At 61.5% G+C, this 17272-nt stretch carries 16 protein-coding genes; 12 read left to right on the top strand and 4 right to left on the bottom strand.

The genetic code is table 11. The features are described 5' to 3' along the window. Positions 1-154: 154 nt before the first annotated feature. Both GIV26_RS08940 and GIV26_RS08935 read left to right on the top strand, forming a co-directional pair. Positions 155-1159, top strand: a complete 1005-nt coding sequence (locus GIV26_RS08940) for an ATP-binding protein (RefSeq protein WP_213159393.1) — start codon at positions 155-157, stop codon at positions 1157-1159. 53 nt (positions 1160-1212) lie between these two features. Continuing rightward, entirely contained in the window at positions 1213-1815 is a 603-nt protein-coding gene (locus tag GIV26_RS08935) for a vWA domain-containing protein (protein WP_054897518.1), read from the top strand. 240 nt (positions 1816-2055) lie between these two features. Here GIV26_RS08935 and GIV26_RS08930 read toward each other — a convergent pair whose 3' ends face one another. After that, a complete protein-coding gene (locus GIV26_RS08930) occupies positions 2056-3003 on the bottom strand; it encodes a DUF1853 family protein (protein WP_236280120.1) in 948 nt (315 codons plus the stop codon). Positions 3004-3147: 144 nt separating this feature from the next. Here GIV26_RS08930 and GIV26_RS08925 point away from each other — a divergent pair, with 144 nt between their 5' ends. The 6 genes from GIV26_RS08925 to pepN are packed head-to-tail and all read left to right on the top strand — an operon-like array spanning position 3148 to position 9648. After that, positions 3148-4038, top strand: a complete 891-nt coding sequence (locus tag GIV26_RS08925) for an NAD(+) kinase (protein WP_003217892.1) — start codon at positions 3148-3150, stop codon at positions 4036-4038. Next, positions 4035-5009 (top strand): metallophosphoesterase, encoded by a 975-nt coding sequence (locus GIV26_RS08920; protein ID WP_161793215.1) that lies wholly within the window; start codon positions 4035-4037, stop codon positions 5007-5009. Before GIV26_RS08925 ends, GIV26_RS08920 begins: the two co-directional genes overlap by 4 nt. Continuing rightward, a complete protein-coding gene (locus GIV26_RS08915) occupies positions 5006-5875 on the top strand; it encodes a rhomboid family intramembrane serine protease (protein ID WP_096144260.1) in 870 nt (289 codons plus the stop codon). Before GIV26_RS08920 ends, GIV26_RS08915 begins: the two co-directional genes overlap by 4 nt. Positions 5876-5889: 14 nt before the next feature. After that, complete coding sequence (locus tag GIV26_RS08910) at positions 5890-6150, top strand: YeaC family protein (RefSeq protein WP_003190750.1); 261 nt, start codon at positions 5890-5892, stop codon at positions 6148-6150. After that, complete coding sequence (locus GIV26_RS08905) at positions 6147-6977, top strand: DUF2797 domain-containing protein (RefSeq protein WP_003190752.1); 831 nt, start codon at positions 6147-6149, stop codon at positions 6975-6977. The genes GIV26_RS08910 and GIV26_RS08905 overlap by 4 nt, the downstream gene beginning before the upstream one ends. 13 nt (positions 6978-6990) lie before the next feature. Beyond that, the gene (gene pepN / locus GIV26_RS08900; RefSeq protein WP_236280118.1) at positions 6991-9648 is read left to right on the top strand and encodes an aminopeptidase N; all 2658 of its coding nucleotides are present in this window, start codon (positions 6991-6993) and stop codon (positions 9646-9648) included. Positions 9649-9785: 137 nt separating this feature from the next. Here pepN and GIV26_RS08895 read toward each other — a convergent pair whose 3' ends face one another. Genes GIV26_RS08895 through GIV26_RS08885 form a run of 3 tightly spaced genes read right to left on the bottom strand, consistent with a single transcriptional unit; the run spans position 9786 to position 13069 of the window. Beyond that, positions 9786-10628, bottom strand: coding sequence for a metal-dependent hydrolase (locus GIV26_RS08895; RefSeq protein WP_034126050.1), 843 nt, complete (start codon positions 10626-10628; stop codon positions 9786-9788). Positions 10629-10643: 15 nt separating this feature from the next. Further along, positions 10644-11534 carry an SDR family NAD(P)-dependent oxidoreductase gene (locus GIV26_RS08890; RefSeq protein WP_054920805.1) on the bottom strand — a complete coding sequence of 297 codons (891 nt, stop codon included), beginning with the start codon at positions 11532-11534 and terminating at the stop codon, positions 10644-10646. Next, positions 11531-13069 (bottom strand): flavin-containing monooxygenase, encoded by a 1539-nt coding sequence (locus GIV26_RS08885; protein ID WP_236280116.1) that lies wholly within the window; start codon positions 13067-13069, stop codon positions 11531-11533. Before GIV26_RS08885 ends, GIV26_RS08890 begins: the two co-directional genes overlap by 4 nt. Before the next feature lie 287 nt (positions 13070-13356). Here GIV26_RS08885 and GIV26_RS08880 point away from each other — a divergent pair, with 287 nt between their 5' ends. The 4 genes from GIV26_RS08880 (at position 13357) to praB (ending at position 17183) form a co-directional block, all read left to right on the top strand. Next, positions 13357-14355, top strand: coding sequence for an alpha/beta fold hydrolase (locus GIV26_RS08880; protein ID WP_236280114.1), 999 nt, complete (start codon positions 13357-13359; stop codon positions 14353-14355). 307 nt (positions 14356-14662) lie between these two features. Further along, complete coding sequence (locus tag GIV26_RS08875) at positions 14663-15943, top strand: alkane 1-monooxygenase (protein ID WP_054920800.1); 1281 nt, start codon at positions 14663-14665, stop codon at positions 15941-15943. A gap of 125 nt (positions 15944-16068) precedes the next feature. Beyond that, the gene (gene praA, locus GIV26_RS08870; RefSeq protein WP_127880605.1) at positions 16069-16563 is read left to right on the top strand and encodes an alkane oxidation protein activator PraA; all 495 of its coding nucleotides are present in this window, start codon (positions 16069-16071) and stop codon (positions 16561-16563) included. Between the two features lie 134 nt (positions 16564-16697). Next, positions 16698-17183, top strand: coding sequence for an alkane oxidation protein activator PraB (gene praB / locus GIV26_RS08865; RefSeq protein ID WP_014718293.1), 486 nt, complete (start codon positions 16698-16700; stop codon positions 17181-17183). Positions 17184-17272 lie beyond the last annotated feature (89 nt).

The raw sequence follows: 17272 nt of genomic DNA, 5'->3' as shown, positions 1-17272 counted from the left end.
CGCGCTCCGCTGATCATTCCCTCGCTCCGCTGATCGTTCCCACGCTCCGCGTGGGAATGCAGCCCGTGACGCTCTGCGTCACAAGAACGGACGCCGAGCGTCCAGCGAAGCGTTCCCACGCGGGAGCGTTTGAACGCGTTATTAAGAGTTGACTATGACTGATATTCCCCATTTTCCGCTGGCCGCCGTGGTCGGCGCTGATGACTTGAAGCTCGCACTGTGCCTGGCCGCCATCGACCCGAAGATCGGCGGCGTGCTGATCGAAGGGCCACGCGGCATGGCCAAGTCGACTCTGGCCCGTGGGCTGGCAGACCTGTTGGCCAGCGGGCAGTTTGTAACCTTGCCCCTGGGGGCGACCGAAGAGCGCCTGGTCGGCACCCTGGACCTGGATGCCGCGCTGGGCGAAGGCCGCGCGCAATTCTCCCCCGGTGTGTTGGCCAAGGCTGACGGCGGGGTGTTGTACGTGGATGAAGTCAACCTGCTGGCCGACCACTTGGTGGACCTGCTGCTGGACGTAGCCGCCAGCGGCACCAATTTGATCGAACGCGACGGGATTTCCCATCGCCATGCGGCGCGCTTTGTACTGATCGGCACCATGAACCCTGAGGAGGGCGAGCTGCGCCCGCAGTTGCTCGACCGCTTCGGCTTCAACGTGGCCTTGAGCGGGCAGACTCTGCCCGCCGAGCGCGGGCAGATCATCCGGCGTCGCCTGGATTTCGACACTGACCCGGCTGCGTTCTGCGCGCAGTGGGCGCCAGCGCAAGCTGCCTTGCGCGAACGCTGCACCCTGGCACGGGCACGGCTAGACAGTATCGCCCTGGATGACCAGGCGTTGTCCCGCATCACCGAGCGCTGCTTTGCCGCAGGGGTCGACGGCCTGCGTGCCGACCTGGTCTGGTTGCGTGGCGCCCGTGCCCATGCGGCTTGGCGTGGCGCCGCTGCTATCGAGCAGGAAGATATCGACGCGGTGGCGGAGTTTGCCTTGCGCCATCGACGTCAGCAGCAAGCGCCGGCAGGCGCGCCGCCCCAGCCGAATGACGGGCCGTCGTCGTCACCTTCTGAAACCTCGCCCGGCCAAGGCCAGTGGGGCGATATGCCCGCACCCGCCTTGCCCACGGGCGCACGCCGCGATGTACCCACCTGGCCAAAAAAGCCTTAGGCATCCGCCCCCGACCTGACGCGGGGGCGGATGCCCGGCCCCAGGCGGGGCGATTGAACACCGGCCGGCAGGGCAAGGCCCGCAGCGCACAGCGCGGGGCGATCAATTGGCCGGGCACGTTGCTGGGTGGGCGGCCGCAATGCCGTGAGGACCTGTTGTTCCACCTGCGTAGCCGGTCGGCTCCTGAACTGTGGCTGGTGATTGTCGATGCCTCGGCGTCCACGCGGCGCCATCGGGCACTGACCGATGCCAAGGGGCTGCTGGCCCAGCTGTTTGATGATGCTTATCGCCAACGGGCGCGTATGGCGTTATTGACGGCCAGCGGGCAATCGCCGAAGTGGCAGGTGCAAGGTTTGAAGGCGGCGAAAGGCTTGTCCGATTGGTTGGAGCAGTTGGGAGCGGGCGGGGGCACGCCGTTGCTGGCTGCGCTGACCGAGGCGGGGCATTGGTTGGCGGCGCGACGCAAGCGCTATCCTGCCGAGCAACAGAAGTTGCTGGTGGTGACCGATGGGAGGCTCAAGGCGATTGGCGCGCTGCCGCGATTGGAGTGCCCAGGCATGTTGATTGACATCGAGCGTGGGCCGATCAGGTTGGGGCGGGCTGAGGAATTGGCGGTGGGGTTGCAGTTGGAGTATCAGCACATCGATAAGCTGTAGCGCCTGGGCTATCGCCATCGCAGGCAAGCCAGTTCCCACATGGAATCGGCGCTGCGGTCAATTCTGTAGGAGCGAGCTTGCTCGCGAAAAACGTCAACGATAACCCGTGTTTGCTGAATGAACGCGGAGTCAGTGAGTTTTTCGCGAGCAAGCTCGCTCCTACAAAAGGCAAGCCAGCGGCGCGGTCAAACTGTGGGAGCTGGCTTGCCTGCGATGAGGCCCTCAAACACCCCACACCTATCAGCCTGTCCCCGGCACATTCGGCCAAAGATCGGCCACCAGAAACAACCGCTCGGCTTCTTCCCACTCCTCACCGTTCGGCACCATGCGCACCAGCAACTGCGCCGGGGCCATGGGGTCTAGCTCTGCCAGCCAGTCTTGCATCTGCACCTCACTCCACACTTCATCGGCCGGGTAATGCGCGGGCGCCAGCCAGGCATGGCGGGGCAGGGGTTGCCAGCGACCCTCTGGGCGGGTGCTGACAAAGTCCGTCCAGTCGCGCTGATGCAACCAGCGCCCACGCAGATGCTGCGGGTGTGCGCCTAGGGGGGAGAGCGCCGCGCCGGGCCAGGGGTAGAGCAGATAGCCACCGAGCCACAAGTGCGCATCGAACGCTTGGATATCCAGCGCCGCCAATGCCTCGCGGCTTTCTGCCCGCGCGGAGATTGGCAATTGATGCTCGGCCAGATGCGCGAGTTTGCGGTCCAGCCGATCATGGCAGCCAGGCCCCAGCCATTGCGTAGCGTCCTGGCCGTTGCCGTCCTGCGGGCCGAGGTAGAGTTTGATCGCCAGTTCCAGGTGGTGCACCCCATCGCGGTCGCGCAGCAGCATGTCCAGTTCGCCCAGCGTGTGCCCGGCACGGCGGATCGGCAGGTTGGCGGCCAGCAACTCCACACCCGGCGCCTGCTGCACCGCAAATTGCCACAAGCGCTCGTAGTACAGGCCCAGGCGCCGGGTACGTGCCAGGCTCAACCACTGCTGCAACGCGCTGCTGTCCTGGTCCAGCTGGCGCAGCCAGGCTTCGAGTTGGTGAGGGGCTTGCACCCAGTCACTGCCCGCCAGCGGATGGCGCTGCGGCCAAGGCGTCTGCGCCAGCATCGGTGGTGCGAGCATCACCCACGCCAGGTCGCGCACCTCGGGGTGGCGCAGTTGGCGGGGCAGGGTGTGCAAGTCGGGGAATGGCGTCATGGTCCGAGCATAGCCTTTTCAGCGCGCAGAAGGTGCCTGAGAACCATTGTCATCAAGGCTTGGCGGCGACAAAGGATTTTGCCTGAGACGGCCTTTCGCCCATAATCGCTCTTTTTGCCTCACCCCAGATCCCGCAGGAGCCCCATGGAGCAATTTCGCAATATCGGCATTATCGGTCGCCTGGGCAGTACCCAGGTGTTGGACACCGTCCGCCGGCTGAAGAAGTTTCTGCTCGAGCGCCACCTGCATGTGATCCTCGAAGACACCATCGCTGAAATCCTCCCCGGCCACGGCCTGCAAACCTCGTCGCGCAAGATGCTCGGCGAGGTGTGCGACATGGTCATCGTGGTCGGTGGCGATGGCAGCCTGCTCGGCGCTGCCCGGGCACTGGCGCGGCATAACGTGCCGGTGCTGGGCATCAACCGTGGCAGCCTGGGCTTTCTGACCGATATACGCCCCGATGAGCTGGAAGTCGAAGTGGCCAAGGTGCTCGACGGCCATTACCTGGTGGAGAACCGCTTCCTGCTGCAGGCCGAAGTGCGCCGCCATGGCGAGGCGATCGGCCAGGGCGATGCCCTCAACGATGTGGTGCTGCACCCGGGCAAATCCACGCGGATGATTGAGTTCGAACTGTATATCGACGGCCAGTTCGTGTGCAGCCAGAAGGCTGACGGCCTGATCGTCGCCACGCCTACCGGCTCAACCGCGTATGCGCTGTCGGCGGGAGGCCCGATCATGCATCCCAAGCTCGATGCCATTGTGATCGTGCCGATGTACCCCCATATGTTGTCCAGTCGGCCAATTGTGGTCGATGGCAACAGTGAGCTGAAAATCGTGGTGTCCAAAGACATGCAAATCTACCCGCAAGTCTCCTGCGACGGGCAGAACCATTTCACCTGCGCCCCCGGTGACACCATCACCGTGAGCAAGAAGGCACAGAAGTTGCGCTTGATCCACCCGCTGGATCACAACTACTACGAAGTGTGCCGCACCAAGTTGGGCTGGGGCAGCCGCTTGGGAGGTGGAGGCGACTGATGCTCGATCCCGCGCGTAGCTACGACCTGATTGGTGACGTGCACGGTTGCGCTCATACCCTTGAGCACTTGCTCGACCAATTGGGTTACCACAAGCAGGGCGGCACTTGGCGCCATCCGTCACGCATGGCTGTGTTCCTGGGCGATATCATCGACCGTGGCCCACGCATCCGTGAGGCGCTGCATATCGTCCACGATATGACCGAGGCCGGCCAGGCGCTGTGCATCATGGGTAACCACGAGTTCAATGCGCTGGGCTGGACCACGCCGGCCCCGCCGGGCAGTGGCAAGCAGTTCGTGCGTGAGCACAACCCGCGCCACGCCCGCTTGATCCAAGAGACCCTGACCCAGTTCGAACACCACCCGGCCGACTGGCACGACTTCCTCGGCTGGTTCTACGACATGCCGCTGTTTGTCGACGCCGGGCGTTTTCGCGTAGTGCACGCGTGCTGGGATGACAGTTTTATCCAGCCGCTGCGCGCGACCTTTCCGGACGGCTGCATCGACCAACACTTCCTGCAAGCCGCCGCCGTACCGGGCAGTTTCGCCTGCAATGCATTCGATCGCCTGTTGCGCGGCACCGATATGCGCCTGCCCGATGGGCTCACCCTGACCGGTGGCGATGGCCTGACGCGTTCGTTCTTTCGCACCAAGTTCTGGGAAGACGACCCCAAGACCTACGGCGACATCGTGTTCCAGCCCGACGCCTTGCCGGAGCCGGTGGCACGCACGCCGTTGTCGTCCACACAAAAGAATTCTTTGCTGCGCTATGGCGTCGATGAACCGCTGTTGTTCGTCGGCCACTACTGGCGCAGCGGCAAACCCGCGCCGATCCGCCCGAACCTGGCCTGCCTGGACTACAGCGCGGTGCTGTACGGCAAGCTGGTGGCGTATCGACTGGACCAGGAAACCCAGCTGGATCCGCGTAAATTCGTATGGGTCGACGTTGAGCGACCAGAGGCCATTCCATGAGTACCGTAGCTGTATTGCGCTTGCCCCTGAGCGTCGACCTGGGTGGTTTCGTCAAGTTGCTGCACCGCATGCAGGTGCCGCACCGCGTCAGCGAGGAGGCCGGTGAACAGGTGCTGTGGGTGCCCGAGGCCATCAGCGACGACGTGCGCGTGCTGTATCAACGTTTCCCCGCTGGCGACCCGGACCAGCAACTGGATATTCCCGAGCAGGCGCCGGTTGCGCGGCCGGGCTTTGTCCAGCAAGTGCGCCATAGCCCGGTCACCGCGCTGGTTTTGCTGGCCAGCCTCATCGTCGCGGCCGTGACGTTGCTCGGCGAAAACCTGCAAACCATGGCCTGGCTGACCTTCCTGCCGTTCCGGGTGCTGGGCGAGTACATCCAGTTCACGCCGTTGGCTGACACCCTGGCCTCGGGGCAGTGGTGGCGCCTGGTCACGCCGATGCTGATCCACTTCGGCATCCTGCATCTGGCGATGAACGGCATGTGGTACTGGGAGCTGGGTCGGCGCATTGAAGCGCGCCAGGGCAGCATCAACCTGCTGGGCCTGACCCTGTTGTTCAGCCTGGTCTCCAACTACGCGCAATACGCCTACGGTGGCCCCGGCTTGTTTGGCGGCTTGTCTGGCGTGTTGTACGGCCTGCTCGGGCACTGCTGGATCTTTCAATTATTGTCGCCCAACCCGGCCTATCGCCTGCCCCGTGGGGTGCTGGTGATGATGCTGGTGTGGTTGCTGCTCTGCCTGTCGGGGCTGGTCTCGATGATCGGTTTCGGCGAAATCGCCAACGCGGCCCATGTGGGCGGGTTGGTCATCGGTTGCTTGACGGGTTTGCTCGGCGGTTTGTACAACCGTCGCAAAGCGTCTCTTTGATAAGGAAGAGCCTTATGTCCTCTTTTGCTGAAATGATCGAAAACATCACCCCGGACATCTACGAGAGCCTCAAGCTCGCGGTAGAGATTGGTAAATGGTCCGATGGCCGCAAGCTCACCGCCGAGCAGCGCGAATTGTCGTTGCAAGCGATGATCGCCTGGGAGATCCAGAACCTGCCCGAAGAACAGCGCACCGGTTATATGGGCCCGCAGGAGTGCGCGTCCAAATCCGCGCCAGTACCGAATATCCTGTTCAAGTCGGATGCGATCCATTGATTGAAATTGGTCGCGGTGCAGTCAGCAAAATGTCGGCGCAGCTCGGTGAGCCGACCGTTCAATACGCCTTTCGCCTGGGCGACACCGAGGTGCCGGTCAATCCGTTGATCGGCACCCATGTACGCCTGGAATACCTGGGCGCGATTCATTGCAGCCATTGCGGGCGCAAGACCAAGACCAGCTTCAGCCAGGGCTACTGCTACCCCTGCATGACCAAGCTGGCCCAGTGTGACCTGTGCATCATGAGCCCCGAGCGTTGCCATTACGACGCCGGTACCTGCCGCGATCCGGGCTGGGGCGAGACATTCTGCATGACCGACCACGTGGTGTACCTGGCCAACTCGTCGGGGATCAAGGTCGGCATTACCCGTGCTACGCAGTTGCCCACCCGTTGGCTGGACCAGGGCGCCAGCCAGGCGCTGCCGATCATGCGCGTGGCGACGCGCCAGCAATCGGGCTTCGTCGAAGATCTGTTTCGCAGCCAGGTGGCCGACAAGACCAACTGGCGTGCCTTGCTCAAGGGCGACGCGCAATCGGTGGACCTCAAGCAGGTGCGTGATGAGCTATTTGCCTCTTGCGCCGAGGGCTTGCTGGGTTTGCAGGAACGCTTTGGCCTGCAAGCCATCCAAACTATTGCTGACATCGAGCCGATTGAAATCCGCTACCCGGTCGAGCAGTATCCGACCAAGATCGTCAGCTTCAACCTGGACAAGAACCCGATTGCCGAAGGCACGCTGCTGGGGATCAAGGGCCAATACCTGATCTTCGATACCGGCGTTATCAACATTCGTAAATACACGGCCTACCAGCTCGCCGTGCATCAGTAGAAGGATCCCAAGCATGCGCACCGAACAACCGAAGATGATTTACCTGAAGGACTATCAGGCGCCGGACTACCTGATCGACGAGACGCACCTGACCTTCGAGTTGTTCGAGGACCACAGCCTGGTCCACGCGCAGCTGGTGATGCGCCGCAATCCCGAGCGTGGCGCCGGTTTGCCACCATTGGTGCTCGACGGCCAGCAACTTGAGCTGTTGAGTGTCAACCTGGCCGACCAGCCGCTCACGGACGCTGACTACCAGCTGACCGACAGCCACCTGACCGTGCAGCCAAAGAGTGAGACCTTCACCCTCGACACCACCGTCAAGATTCATCCGGAAACCAACACTGCCCTGGAAGGTTTGTACAAATCCAGCGGCATGTTCTGCACCCAGTGCGAGGCCGAAGGTTTCCGCAAGATCACCTATTACCTCGACCGCCCGGACGTGATGAGTGTGTTCACCACCACGGTGATCGCCGAGCAGCACAGCTATCCGGTGCTGTTGTCCAACGGCAATCCGATTGCCAGCGGCCCTGGCGAAGACGGCCGGCATTGGGCGACCTGGGAAGATCCGTTCAAGAAGCCGGCGTACCTGTTTGCGCTGGTGGCAGGTGACCTGTGGTGCGTCGAAGACAGCTTCACCACCATGACCAACCGCGAAGTCGCGTTGCGCATCTACGTCGAGCCGGAAAACATCGACAAGTGCCAGCACGCCATGACCAGCCTGAAAAAATCCATGCGCTGGGACGAAGAAACCTATGGTCGCGAGTACGACCTCGACATCTTCATGATCGTGGCGGTCAACGATTTCAACATGGGCGCCATGGAGAACAAGGGCCTTAACATCTTCAACTCCAGTGCCGTGCTGGCCCGCGCCGAAACCGCTACAGACGCCGCTCACCAGCGCGTTGAAGCCATCGTCGCCCACGAATACTTCCATAACTGGTCGGGCAACCGCGTGACCTGCCGCGACTGGTTCCAACTGTCGCTCAAGGAAGGCTTCACCGTGTTCCGTGACTCGGGCTTCTCTGCCGACATGAACTCGGCCACGGTCAAGCGCATCCAGGACGTGGCGTACCTGCGTACACACCAGTTCGCTGAAGATGCCGGCCCCATGGCCCACGCCGTGCGCCCGGACAGCTTTATCGAGATCTCCAACTTCTACACCCTGACCGTGTATGAAAAGGGCTCGGAAGTGGTCGGCATGATCCACACCTTGCTCGGTTCCGAGGGCTTTCGCAAAGGCAGCGACCTGTATTTCGAACGCCATGACGGCCAGGCCGTGACCTGCGATGACTTCATCAAGGCCATGGAAGACGCCAATGGCGCCGACCTCAGCCAGTTCAAGCGCTGGTACAGCCAGGCAGGTACCCCGCGCCTGGCGGTAAGCGAGGCCTACGATGCGGCGGCCAAGACCTACAGCCTGACCTTCCGCCAGAGCTGCCCGCCGACTCCGGACAAGGTCGAGAAATTGCCCTTCGTGATCCCGGTGGAGCTGGGCTTGCTGGACGGGCAGGGCGCCGGCATTGCCTTGCGCCTGGCCGGTGAAGCGACGGCGGGCGACACTTCGCGGGTAATCTCGGTGACCGAAGCGGAGCAGACGTTTACCTTCGTCGACATCGCTGAAAAACCCTTGCCTTCGTTGCTGCGTGGTTTCTCGGCGCCGGTGAAGCTCAGCTTCCCGTACAGCCGCGATCAACTGATGTTCCTGATGCAGCACGACAGCGACGGTTTCAACCGCTGGGATGCTGGCCAGCAGTTGGCGGTGCAGGTATTGCAGGAACTGATCGGCCAGCACCAGGCGGGCCAGCCGCTGAAGCTTGATCAGCGCTTGATCGACGCGCTGCGCACGGTGTTGAGCGATGAAAGCCTGGACCAGGCCATGGTCGCCGAAATGCTCTCGCTGCCGAGCGAAGCCTACCTCACGGAAATCAGCGAGGTGGCGGACGTGGACGCTATCCACGCTGCCCGCGAGTTTGCCCGCAAGCAACTGGCCGACAACCTGTTCGAAGGCTTGTGGCTGCGCTACCAGGCCAACCGCGAGCTGTCCAAGCAAACGCCTTACGTGGCAGAGGCCGAGCACTTCGCCCGCCGTGCGCTGCAGAACATCGCGCTGTCTTACTTGATGCTCAGCGGCAAGCCAGAAGTGGTGGCGGCCACCCTGGATCAGTTCGACACCAGCGATAACATGACCGAACGCCTGACGGCGTTGGCGGTGTTGGTGAACTCGCCGTTCGAAGCAGAGAAAGCCCAGGCCTTGGCGGTGTTTGCCGAAAACTTCAAGGACAACCCGCTGGTCATGGACCAATGGTTCAGCGTACAGGCCGGCAGCACCTTGCCGGGCGGGCTGGCGCGGGTCAAGGCGTTGATGGAGCACCCGGCGTTCACCATCAAGAACCCCAACAAGGTGCGCGCACTGGTGGGCGCATTTGCCGGGCAGAACCTGATCAACTTCCATGCGGCGGATGGCTCGGGCTATCGCTTCCTGGCGGACCTGGTGATCCAGCTCAATACGTTGAACCCGCAGATCGCCTCGCGCCAACTGGCGCCGCTGACACGCTGGCGTAAATACGACAGCGCACGGCAGGCGCTGATGAAAGCGGAGCTGGAGCGCATCCTGGGCGCGGGTGAGCTGTCCAGCGATGTGTTTGAGGTGGTCAGCAAGAGCCTGGCGTAACCCTCATTGCTTTATGTAGGAGCGAGCTTGCTCGCGAGGAACTCACAGGCGCCGCGTTCATTCAGGAAGCACGCGTCATCGTTGACGTTTTTCGCGAGCAAGCTCGCTCCTACAGGCGGCAGGATTGATCCCTGGCACTAGGCCGATTCATAGCTGCGGCGCGTGCGCTCTATCTCTTCGACCAACCGGTCAATGCCCGCCAACCGTGCTCGGTTGTCATGATCCCAAGGATGAAAGCCCGGCTTGAAATAATGCAGCCACGGCCGGAACATCCGTGGAAACACCCCCTTGGGCCCATACAAGAACTTCACCATGCGCCACAAGCCCTTCAGCGTGCCGCCCGAAGTGCGGTCGGCAATCAACAGGCGCACGTGAAAATCCAGCACCACCACCCAGAACAGCACGCTGGTGGTCAGCATGGTCCCCGTGCGCAGCAGGTAACGTGCAGGCCCTGGTTTGATCACCCTGTTCCACACATCGAACGCCACGGCTTTATGTTCGGTTTCTTCCAGGGCGTGCCAATACCACATCTGCTGGTACCCCTTGAGTGAGTCGCCAAAGCGCGACGGGTCGCTCAGCAGGATTTCGGCGAGCATTGCGGTGTAGTGCTCCAGGGCGATGGTCACCGCCAGGTTGAACGACGGCGGCAGGTGTTTTTTCTGCAGGTCGAGGAAGAACTTCAAGCGTCGGTCAAGGGTGTGCGCCGGCAGGCCGGCCGCTTGCAGCAAGTCGTTATACGCCACGTGTTCACGGCTGTGCATGGCCTCCTGGCCGATAAACCCCTGGATCTCTTTTTTCAGTTCGGCATCGTCGATCTGCCCACGGTAGTGGCGCACGCTGTCCATGAAGAACAGTTCGCCCTGGGGAAACAGCAACGACAGGGCATTGAAGAAATGGCTGACCACAGGCCCTTGTTCGTGCCAGTTCTTGATGCGCTCGGCAGGCAAGGCAAAACGGATATCGCGACGGATCGGCAACATGGTGCGTGCTCCTGTTCAGAGTCGGGGCTCGTCGTTGGTTTCAAACACTGGCGTGCGCGGCTTGGGCGCCATGCGCTTGCTGGCAAACACCACGAGGGCCTGATAGGCCGCCGGCAGGCAACGGGCGAGCAGATCGAGGAAATAGGCATCGCGGCCAATCAGCACGCGGCGCTTGTTTTTGCGTACGCCTTGCAGGATCACTTTGGCGGCCTGGTCAGCGTCGGTGATGAAGAGTTTTTCGAAATCGGCGCGGGCTTGTTGCTCGCTGTGGATGAGAAAGCCGGTCATGTTCGCGTCGATGCGGCTGCTGCGGCAGATGTCGGTACGAATGCCACCGGGGTGTACACAGGTGGCCGACACGCCGCAGCGTTGCAGGTCGAGTTCCTGGCGCAAGGCTTCGGTGAAGCCGCGTACCGCGAACTTTGTAGCGTTGTAGCCGCTCATGCCGGGCTGGGCGAACAGGCCGAACACGCTGGACGTATTGATGATATGCCCGTCGCCGCTGGCCTTGAGGTACGGCAGGAATGCCTTGGTGCCATGCACCACTCCCCAGAAGTTGATGCCGACGATCCATTCCAGGTCGGTGTAATCCACGCCTTCGACGGTGCTCGACAGCGCCACCCCGGCATTATTGAAGACCAGGTTGACCTGGCCGTGCTCGGCCGCGCAACGCGCCGCCCAATCGAGCATGGCCTGGCGGTCGGACACGTCCAGCACTTGGGTGGTGACAGTGACGGGCGACAAGGTCGAGGTGCGGATCAGCGCCAGGGTCTGTTCCAGGCCCTGGCTGTTTTTGTCTGCCAGCGCCAGGTGGCATCCCTCCCGCGCCAGCGCCAGGGCCAGTGCGCGGCCCATGCCGGAAGCCGCGCCGGTGATCGCCGCGACGCGGCCGTTGAATGACTTCATGACAGGCTGCCTTCTGTGGTGGAGTGGGGCGTTGCAACCGCTCGCGGCAGGGCGGGCGCCGGCGCCTGGCTGACGCTGTAGTCCTTGAGGGCAAAATGCCGGGTGACCTGCTTGAAGCGCCAGGTCGAGCCGGGCCACAGCGTGGTGTTCTTGCCGGTGCGCGGGTCGAGGTACCAGCTCTGGCAGCCGCCGGTATTCCAGATGGTGCGCTTGAGCTTGTCCTGCAACTGCTGGTTGTAGGCGTGCTCCACGGCGGGCTTGACCTCTACCGTGGTAAGGCGCTGGCGCTGCATGTGTTTCAGGGCGTCGAGGATGTACGCGACCTGGGCCTCGATCATCAGGATCATCGAGTTATGCCCCAGGCCGGTGTTGGGGCCCACGATCAGAAACAGGTTCGGGTAGCCCGGCACGGTGGTGCCTTTGTAGGCATGGGCGCCATCGCGCCAGGCGTCCATCAGGTCGATGCCGTCACGGCCGATGATGCAGCCACGGGGCAACGGGTCGCTGGCCTGGAAACCCGTGCCGAAGATCAGGCAATCGGCGGGGTGCTTGATACCGTCGGCGGTAACCACGCCGTCGGCTTCGATGCGCAGTACGCTGTCGGTGACCACCTCGACATTGCTGCGCGAGAGTGCCGGGTAGTAATCGTTGGAGATCAACACGCGCTTGCAGCCGATGGTGTAGTCCGGCGTCAGGGTTTTGCGCAGGGAAGGGCGGGCCACTTGTTTGCGCAGATGACGCAGGGCGATTTTCTGCACCATTTTCATCAGGCGTGGATGCAGGGCAAAGCCCACCACACGGCCTTCCAGCGCCCAGTAAAGCGTAGCGCGCACCAGCTTTTGGGTGAGTGGTACATGCTTGAACAACCAGCGCTCGGCAGCGGAAATCGGCCGATCAGGCTTGGGCATGATCCACGGCGGTGTGCGCTGGAACAGGTCCAGGTGCGCTACCTGCGGTGCGATCTGCGGCACGAACTGGATGGCGCTGGCACCGGTGCCGATCACCGCCACGCGCTTGCCCTTCAAGGAATACTCGTGATCCCACTGCTGGGAGTGGAAGCGCTTGCCCCTGAAGCTGTCCAACCCTGGGATATCCGGCATTGCCGGGCGTGACAACCCCCCCATGCCCGACACCAGCACCCGTGCGCTGACCTGACGGCCGTCGCTGAAGGTCAGTTGCCAGCGCTGTTGTTGTTCATCAAACACCGCACGTTGCAGGCCCATGCCAAAGCGCAGGTAGGGCGCCAGTTCGAAGCGCCTGGCGCAGTCTTCCAGATAGGCGCGGATCTCGGGTTGCGCCGCGAACTGTCGCGTCCAGTTCGGATTGGGCGCAAAGGAAAACGAATACACATGGGACTGCACGTCGCAGGCGCAACCTGGGTAGTGGTTGTCGCGCCATGTACCGCCGAGGGTCTGGGCCTGTTCGGCGATAAAGAAGTCGGTGAGCCCGGCTTCCTTGAGTTTGATCGCCATGCACAGGCCCGCGAACCCGGAGCCAATGATGGCGATGTCGATTGAGTCACTGGGGGCATTCATAGGGCTGCCTCGTCAATAAAGCGCTTGGGCATCGGATGTGCTCCTGTTTTTGTTTTGTCTCTTAGATAGAACACCATTGCAAAGGAAAATTGAATTATTTATTTTAAAAAAGATTTTGAATAATCTACCTGAAAAATTCGCCTACGCTAGGGCCTTGTTGCGCATGAGCGATTTGTCCGACGGACGAACGTGGTATGCATGAAGTCTAGGTCCAGGGTGTGGACGATGGCTGGGGCCAGATCAATTCCGGTCGGGTCGCCAGCAGCAGGGAAGCAGAGGACCGAGCTATGGCTGTCGAATGGGTTGTCGCTGCGGGAGTGCTGGCAGGCGCCAGTGCTGCGTTGTGGGGCTTGAGTGCCTGGATGACGCGGCGCATTGAAGCGACTGTGCCGATCAACGGGCGCTTCGTCGAGGTGGATGGCGAGCGCTTTCATTATGTCGAAGAGGGCAAGGGCCCGCCGCTGGTGATGATTCACGGGCTGATGGGCAGTAGTCGCAACCTGACCTATGCCTTGTCCGGTCAGTTGCGTGAGCATTTTCGGGTCATCAGTCTCGACCGGCCGGGCTCAGGCTATTCCACCCGGCACAGCGGTACGCCGGCAGACTTGCCGGCCCAGGCGCAACAAATCGCGGCCTTCATCAATACGCTGGATCTGGGCAAACCGCTGGTACTGGGGCACTCCCTGGGCGGCGCGATTGCCCTGGCGCTGGCCCTTGACCATCCCCATGCCGTTTCCGGGCTGGTGCTGGTTGCGCCCTTGACTCACCCCCAACGCATGCTGCCGCTGGTGTTCCTGTCTCTGGCCGTGCGCCCGGCCTGGCTGCGGCGCTGGGTAGCGCACACCTTGACCCTGCCCATCGGCCTGCTGACCAAAGACTCGGTAGTGAAGGGCGTATTTGCCCCCGATCTTGCGCCACCAGACTTCGCCACCCGTGGCGGCGGTTTGCTGGGCATGCGCCCCGACAACTTCTACGCCGCGTCCACCGAGATCAACCGGGTCAACGACCACCTGCCGGAGATGGTCAAGCGCTACTCACGATTGACCCTGCCCATCGGCCTGATCTACGGGGCGCAGGACAAGGTGCTCGACTTCCAGAAACACGGCCAGGCCCTGGCCAGCAAGGTGCCAGGGCTGAAAATGCAGGTGATCGAAGGCCGTGGGCATATGTTGCCGATCACCGCCACCGAGCGCGTGGCGGCGCTGGTGGAGCAGGTGGCCAAGCGGGCTCGACCCGGCGAGAGCGTCCGGCCGATAAACCCACCTGTCGCCCTGGCGAGCCAGTAACAGTGCCACCTGACTGCGGCGCCTGGCGTTGACGCCTGCCCCTGAGTACCTGACCAAACGGCTGAAAAGAGACTGCTCGGTCACGGAAAAAAGGGCTGGAGAAACTAGTTGACGACCTAACGATTCCGCGCTATTTATTTAAAAAAATTATTTCAATGTGTAATTTGAAATTATTTTTGAAATGCCTAAGAGCGAATAAAATAATGAAAAAAACGCCTTTTATCGCATGGTTGATTTCCAGGAGCAGTCAACGCTCCGTATACCTGTCGTCTGCCTCGTTGCCCACCGAATGCGTTCGGAGGCTGCCATGAACCAGACTCTGGCAGCCCCGCATGTCTGGGCCGACGGCAAACGCCACCTGTGGTGGCTCGGCATCATGCCGCTGGCGACGCCCTTGCTCTCCGGCGCCCTTGCCATCACCACAGGCGTGCAACAACTGTGGTGGGTGGGCGTACTCGTGATCTTCGGCCTGATCCCGCTGATTGACGGCCTGCTCGGCGAAGACGTCAGCAACCCGCCCGAATCTGCGGTCAGCCACCTTGAGTCCCAACGCTACTACCGCTGGATCGTCTACACCGGCGTGCTGTTTGTGATTGCCTCGGTGGTCATCACCGGTTGGCTCGCTGCGGGCGGTATAGACTGGATCATCAACGGCGGCCTGTTGCACGCCACGGCCACCCTGGAACCCTCGAACTGGCTGGCCAGGACCGCCGCGTTCATCACCGCCCGCACTGAACTTCACGGTGCAGTCAGCTGGTTGACTTATGTGGGCATGGCCATGTCCACCGGTGCCGCCACCGGTATTGCCATCAATACCGCCCATGAACTGGGGCACAAACCCAAACCCCTGGAAGTGTTCCTGGCCAAGGTCACCCTGGCGCCGACCTTCTACGGCCACTTCTACACCGAACATAACCGTGGCCATCACGTACGGGTCGCCACCCCGGAAGACCCGGCCAGCTCGCGCCTCGGTGAAAGTTTCTGGGCATTCCTGCCGCGTTCGGTGTGGTTCAGCGCCGTGTCGGCCTGGAACCTGGAGCGCGAACGCCTGCGCAAACTCGGCCTGCCGACCTTGCACTGGAAGAACGCCGTACTCAGCGCCTGGATGTACAGCGTGGTGTTGTGGGGCGCAATGATTGCCTGGCTGGGGGCAGCGGTAATTCCGTTCCTGATTATCCAGGGCATCTACGGGTTCTCGTTGCTGGAAGTGGTGAACTACGTCGAGCATTACGGCCTCAAGCGTCAGAAGTTGCCCAATGGCCGTTATGAACGCTGCTCGCCGCGCCACTCGTGGAACAGTAATCGGATTGTCACCAATATCTTTCTGTTCCAGTTGCAGCGGCACTCCGATCACCATGCCAACCCCACGCGCAGTTATCAGTCGCTGCGTCACTTTGATGAATCACCGCAACTTCCGTATGGCTACGCCAGCATGATTGTCTGGGCGTATGTGCCGTACTTGTGGCGGCGGCGCATGGACCATCGCGTACTGAATCACTATGCCGGTGATATCAACTTGACCAATCTTCAACCGTCAAAACGCTTGAAGTACCTGGAGAAGTACAGCGGCAGTGCCAAGCCGTTTTGAGATGAAGTAAGCCTTCAGGGTGTACTCGGGATCTGTGTATCGCGCAGGTTCTGATCGCCTGGAGTATTGAGTGCAAGCACCTGGTTTGACCCTACAACAATAATTTCAAGGGAAGGACGTACACCATGCAAAGTTCTGCCAAGTTCACCGCCCACATCCTGTTGGCGGCCATGGGCCTGATTGCTTACCACCAGGCCCAGGCTGCGCGTATCGAACCCGCCGGCAGTGCCTTCACTGCCCAAGGGCCTATCAGCTTTTCCAAAGGCAAGCTCATCAGTGCCGACTGCACCATCAAGGTGGCTGGCAAGGTTGCAGCCGACGGTTCATCGGTGAATGTCGACAAAGTCGAGTTCGACGGTGGCCTCAAGTGCAGCCGTGTCGAAGCCATCAACTTGCCTTGGGTGTTAATCGCCAAAGATACAAAAAGCGGCTCCATGTCTAAGATCAGCGTGGACGTGCATGCCTTTGGCCTGGGCGGCAAGTGTGGGCCGTCGACGGCCGACGGAACTTGGGATAACGCCACCGGCAAGTTGGAAGCCGTTGATGTTGCGATTGGCGAAGACTGCAAGATCAAGACGGTGTCGATCAAGATGCCGCCCAACTTCAAAGTTGTCGAATAACACGTTCCGACAGTTGTAGCGGTAAATGCATTGAAATTTGGCTGGAAAGGGAAGTTCTGCAGTTTCACCGTGACCTCTCGATCATGGCCATTACCCCTGGCGAAATGAATCGCCATAACATGTGAGGAAAAACAATGAAAAGCTTGAAAACCCTCGTTTGTGCAACTTCGTTTGCTCTGTGCTTTGGTGCCGCCTCCATGGCGAGCGCGGCTTCCGTTTCTCCAGACGGTCCGTTCTCGACTAATGCCGGTACCATCGTGGTGAAGTCGCCCTCATCCTTTGGTGCGGCAGTGACTTGCGGCATTACCTTTACCGGCAACGTTAGCGGTGGCGTGGCTTCTATCAACGGTGCTTCCTTGACCGGCGGCGGCCTATGCGCACTGCCCACGCTGACTAACCTGCCTTGGGTTCTTACCGCTGCGACGGGCACCACCGGCACCGTGACCAACGTAGGCTACAAAATCTCCTCGATTCCGGCCACTAACTGCGGCCCTACCACCATTGCCGTGGCTTGGACTCCTGGTACCAAAACACTTTCGGCTACCAATCAGTCGCTGACCGGCAACTGCACTGTCGTATCGCTGAATGTTGTTGCCCCGACGCTGACGGTTAACCCGTAAGCATGTGACTCCAGAGGGCTGATCACCCGTTGAAAGGCCGATGCCTCATGCGAGGCATCGGTTGGGCAGGGTACTTACGGTCTGCCTAC

This window comes from Pseudomonas sp. PA-1-3F (assembly GCF_021609665.1).
Classification (GTDB): Bacteria; Pseudomonadota; Gammaproteobacteria; order Pseudomonadales; family Pseudomonadaceae; genus Aquipseudomonas; species Aquipseudomonas paracarnis.
The sequence above is the reverse complement of the archived record's forward strand: the minus strand, read 5'-3'. Positions and strand labels throughout refer to the sequence as shown.

Bases quoted from the DNA above. Each gene is read 5' to 3' on its own strand.
- GIV26_RS08910 (WP_003190750.1), top strand. From the start codon at position 5,890: ATGTCCTCTTTTGCTGAAATGATCGAAAACATCACCCCGGACATCTAC.
- pepN (WP_236280118.1), top strand. From the start codon at position 6,991: ATGCGCACCGAACAACCGAAGATGATTTACCTGAAGGACTATCAGGCG.
- GIV26_RS08895 (WP_034126050.1), bottom strand. From the start codon at position 10,628: ATGTTGCCGATCCGTCGCGATATCCGTTTTGCCTTGCCTGCCGAGCGC.
- GIV26_RS08925 (WP_003217892.1), top strand. From the start codon at position 3,148: ATGGAGCAATTTCGCAATATCGGCATTATCGGTCGCCTGGGCAGTACC.
- GIV26_RS08880 (WP_236280114.1), top strand. From the start codon at position 13,357: ATGGCTGTCGAATGGGTTGTCGCTGCGGGAGTGCTGGCAGGCGCCAGT.
- GIV26_RS08885 (WP_236280116.1), bottom strand. From the start codon at position 13,069: ATGAATGCCCCCAGTGACTCAATCGACATCGCCATCATTGGCTCCGGG.
- GIV26_RS08875 (WP_054920800.1), top strand. From the start codon at position 14,663: ATGAACCAGACTCTGGCAGCCCCGCATGTCTGGGCCGACGGCAAACGC.
- GIV26_RS08930 (WP_236280120.1), bottom strand. From the start codon at position 3,003: ATGACGCCATTCCCCGACTTGCACACCCTGCCCCGCCAACTGCGCCAC.
- GIV26_RS08940 (WP_213159393.1), top strand. From the start codon at position 155: ATGACTGATATTCCCCATTTTCCGCTGGCCGCCGTGGTCGGCGCTGAT.
- praA (WP_127880605.1), top strand. From the start codon at position 16,069: ATGCAAAGTTCTGCCAAGTTCACCGCCCACATCCTGTTGGCGGCCATG.
- GIV26_RS08890 (WP_054920805.1), bottom strand. From the start codon at position 11,534: ATGAAGTCATTCAACGGCCGCGTCGCGGCGATCACCGGCGCGGCTTCC.
- GIV26_RS08915 (WP_096144260.1), top strand. From the start codon at position 5,006: ATGAGTACCGTAGCTGTATTGCGCTTGCCCCTGAGCGTCGACCTGGGT.
- praB (WP_014718293.1), top strand. From the start codon at position 16,698: ATGAAAAGCTTGAAAACCCTCGTTTGTGCAACTTCGTTTGCTCTGTGC.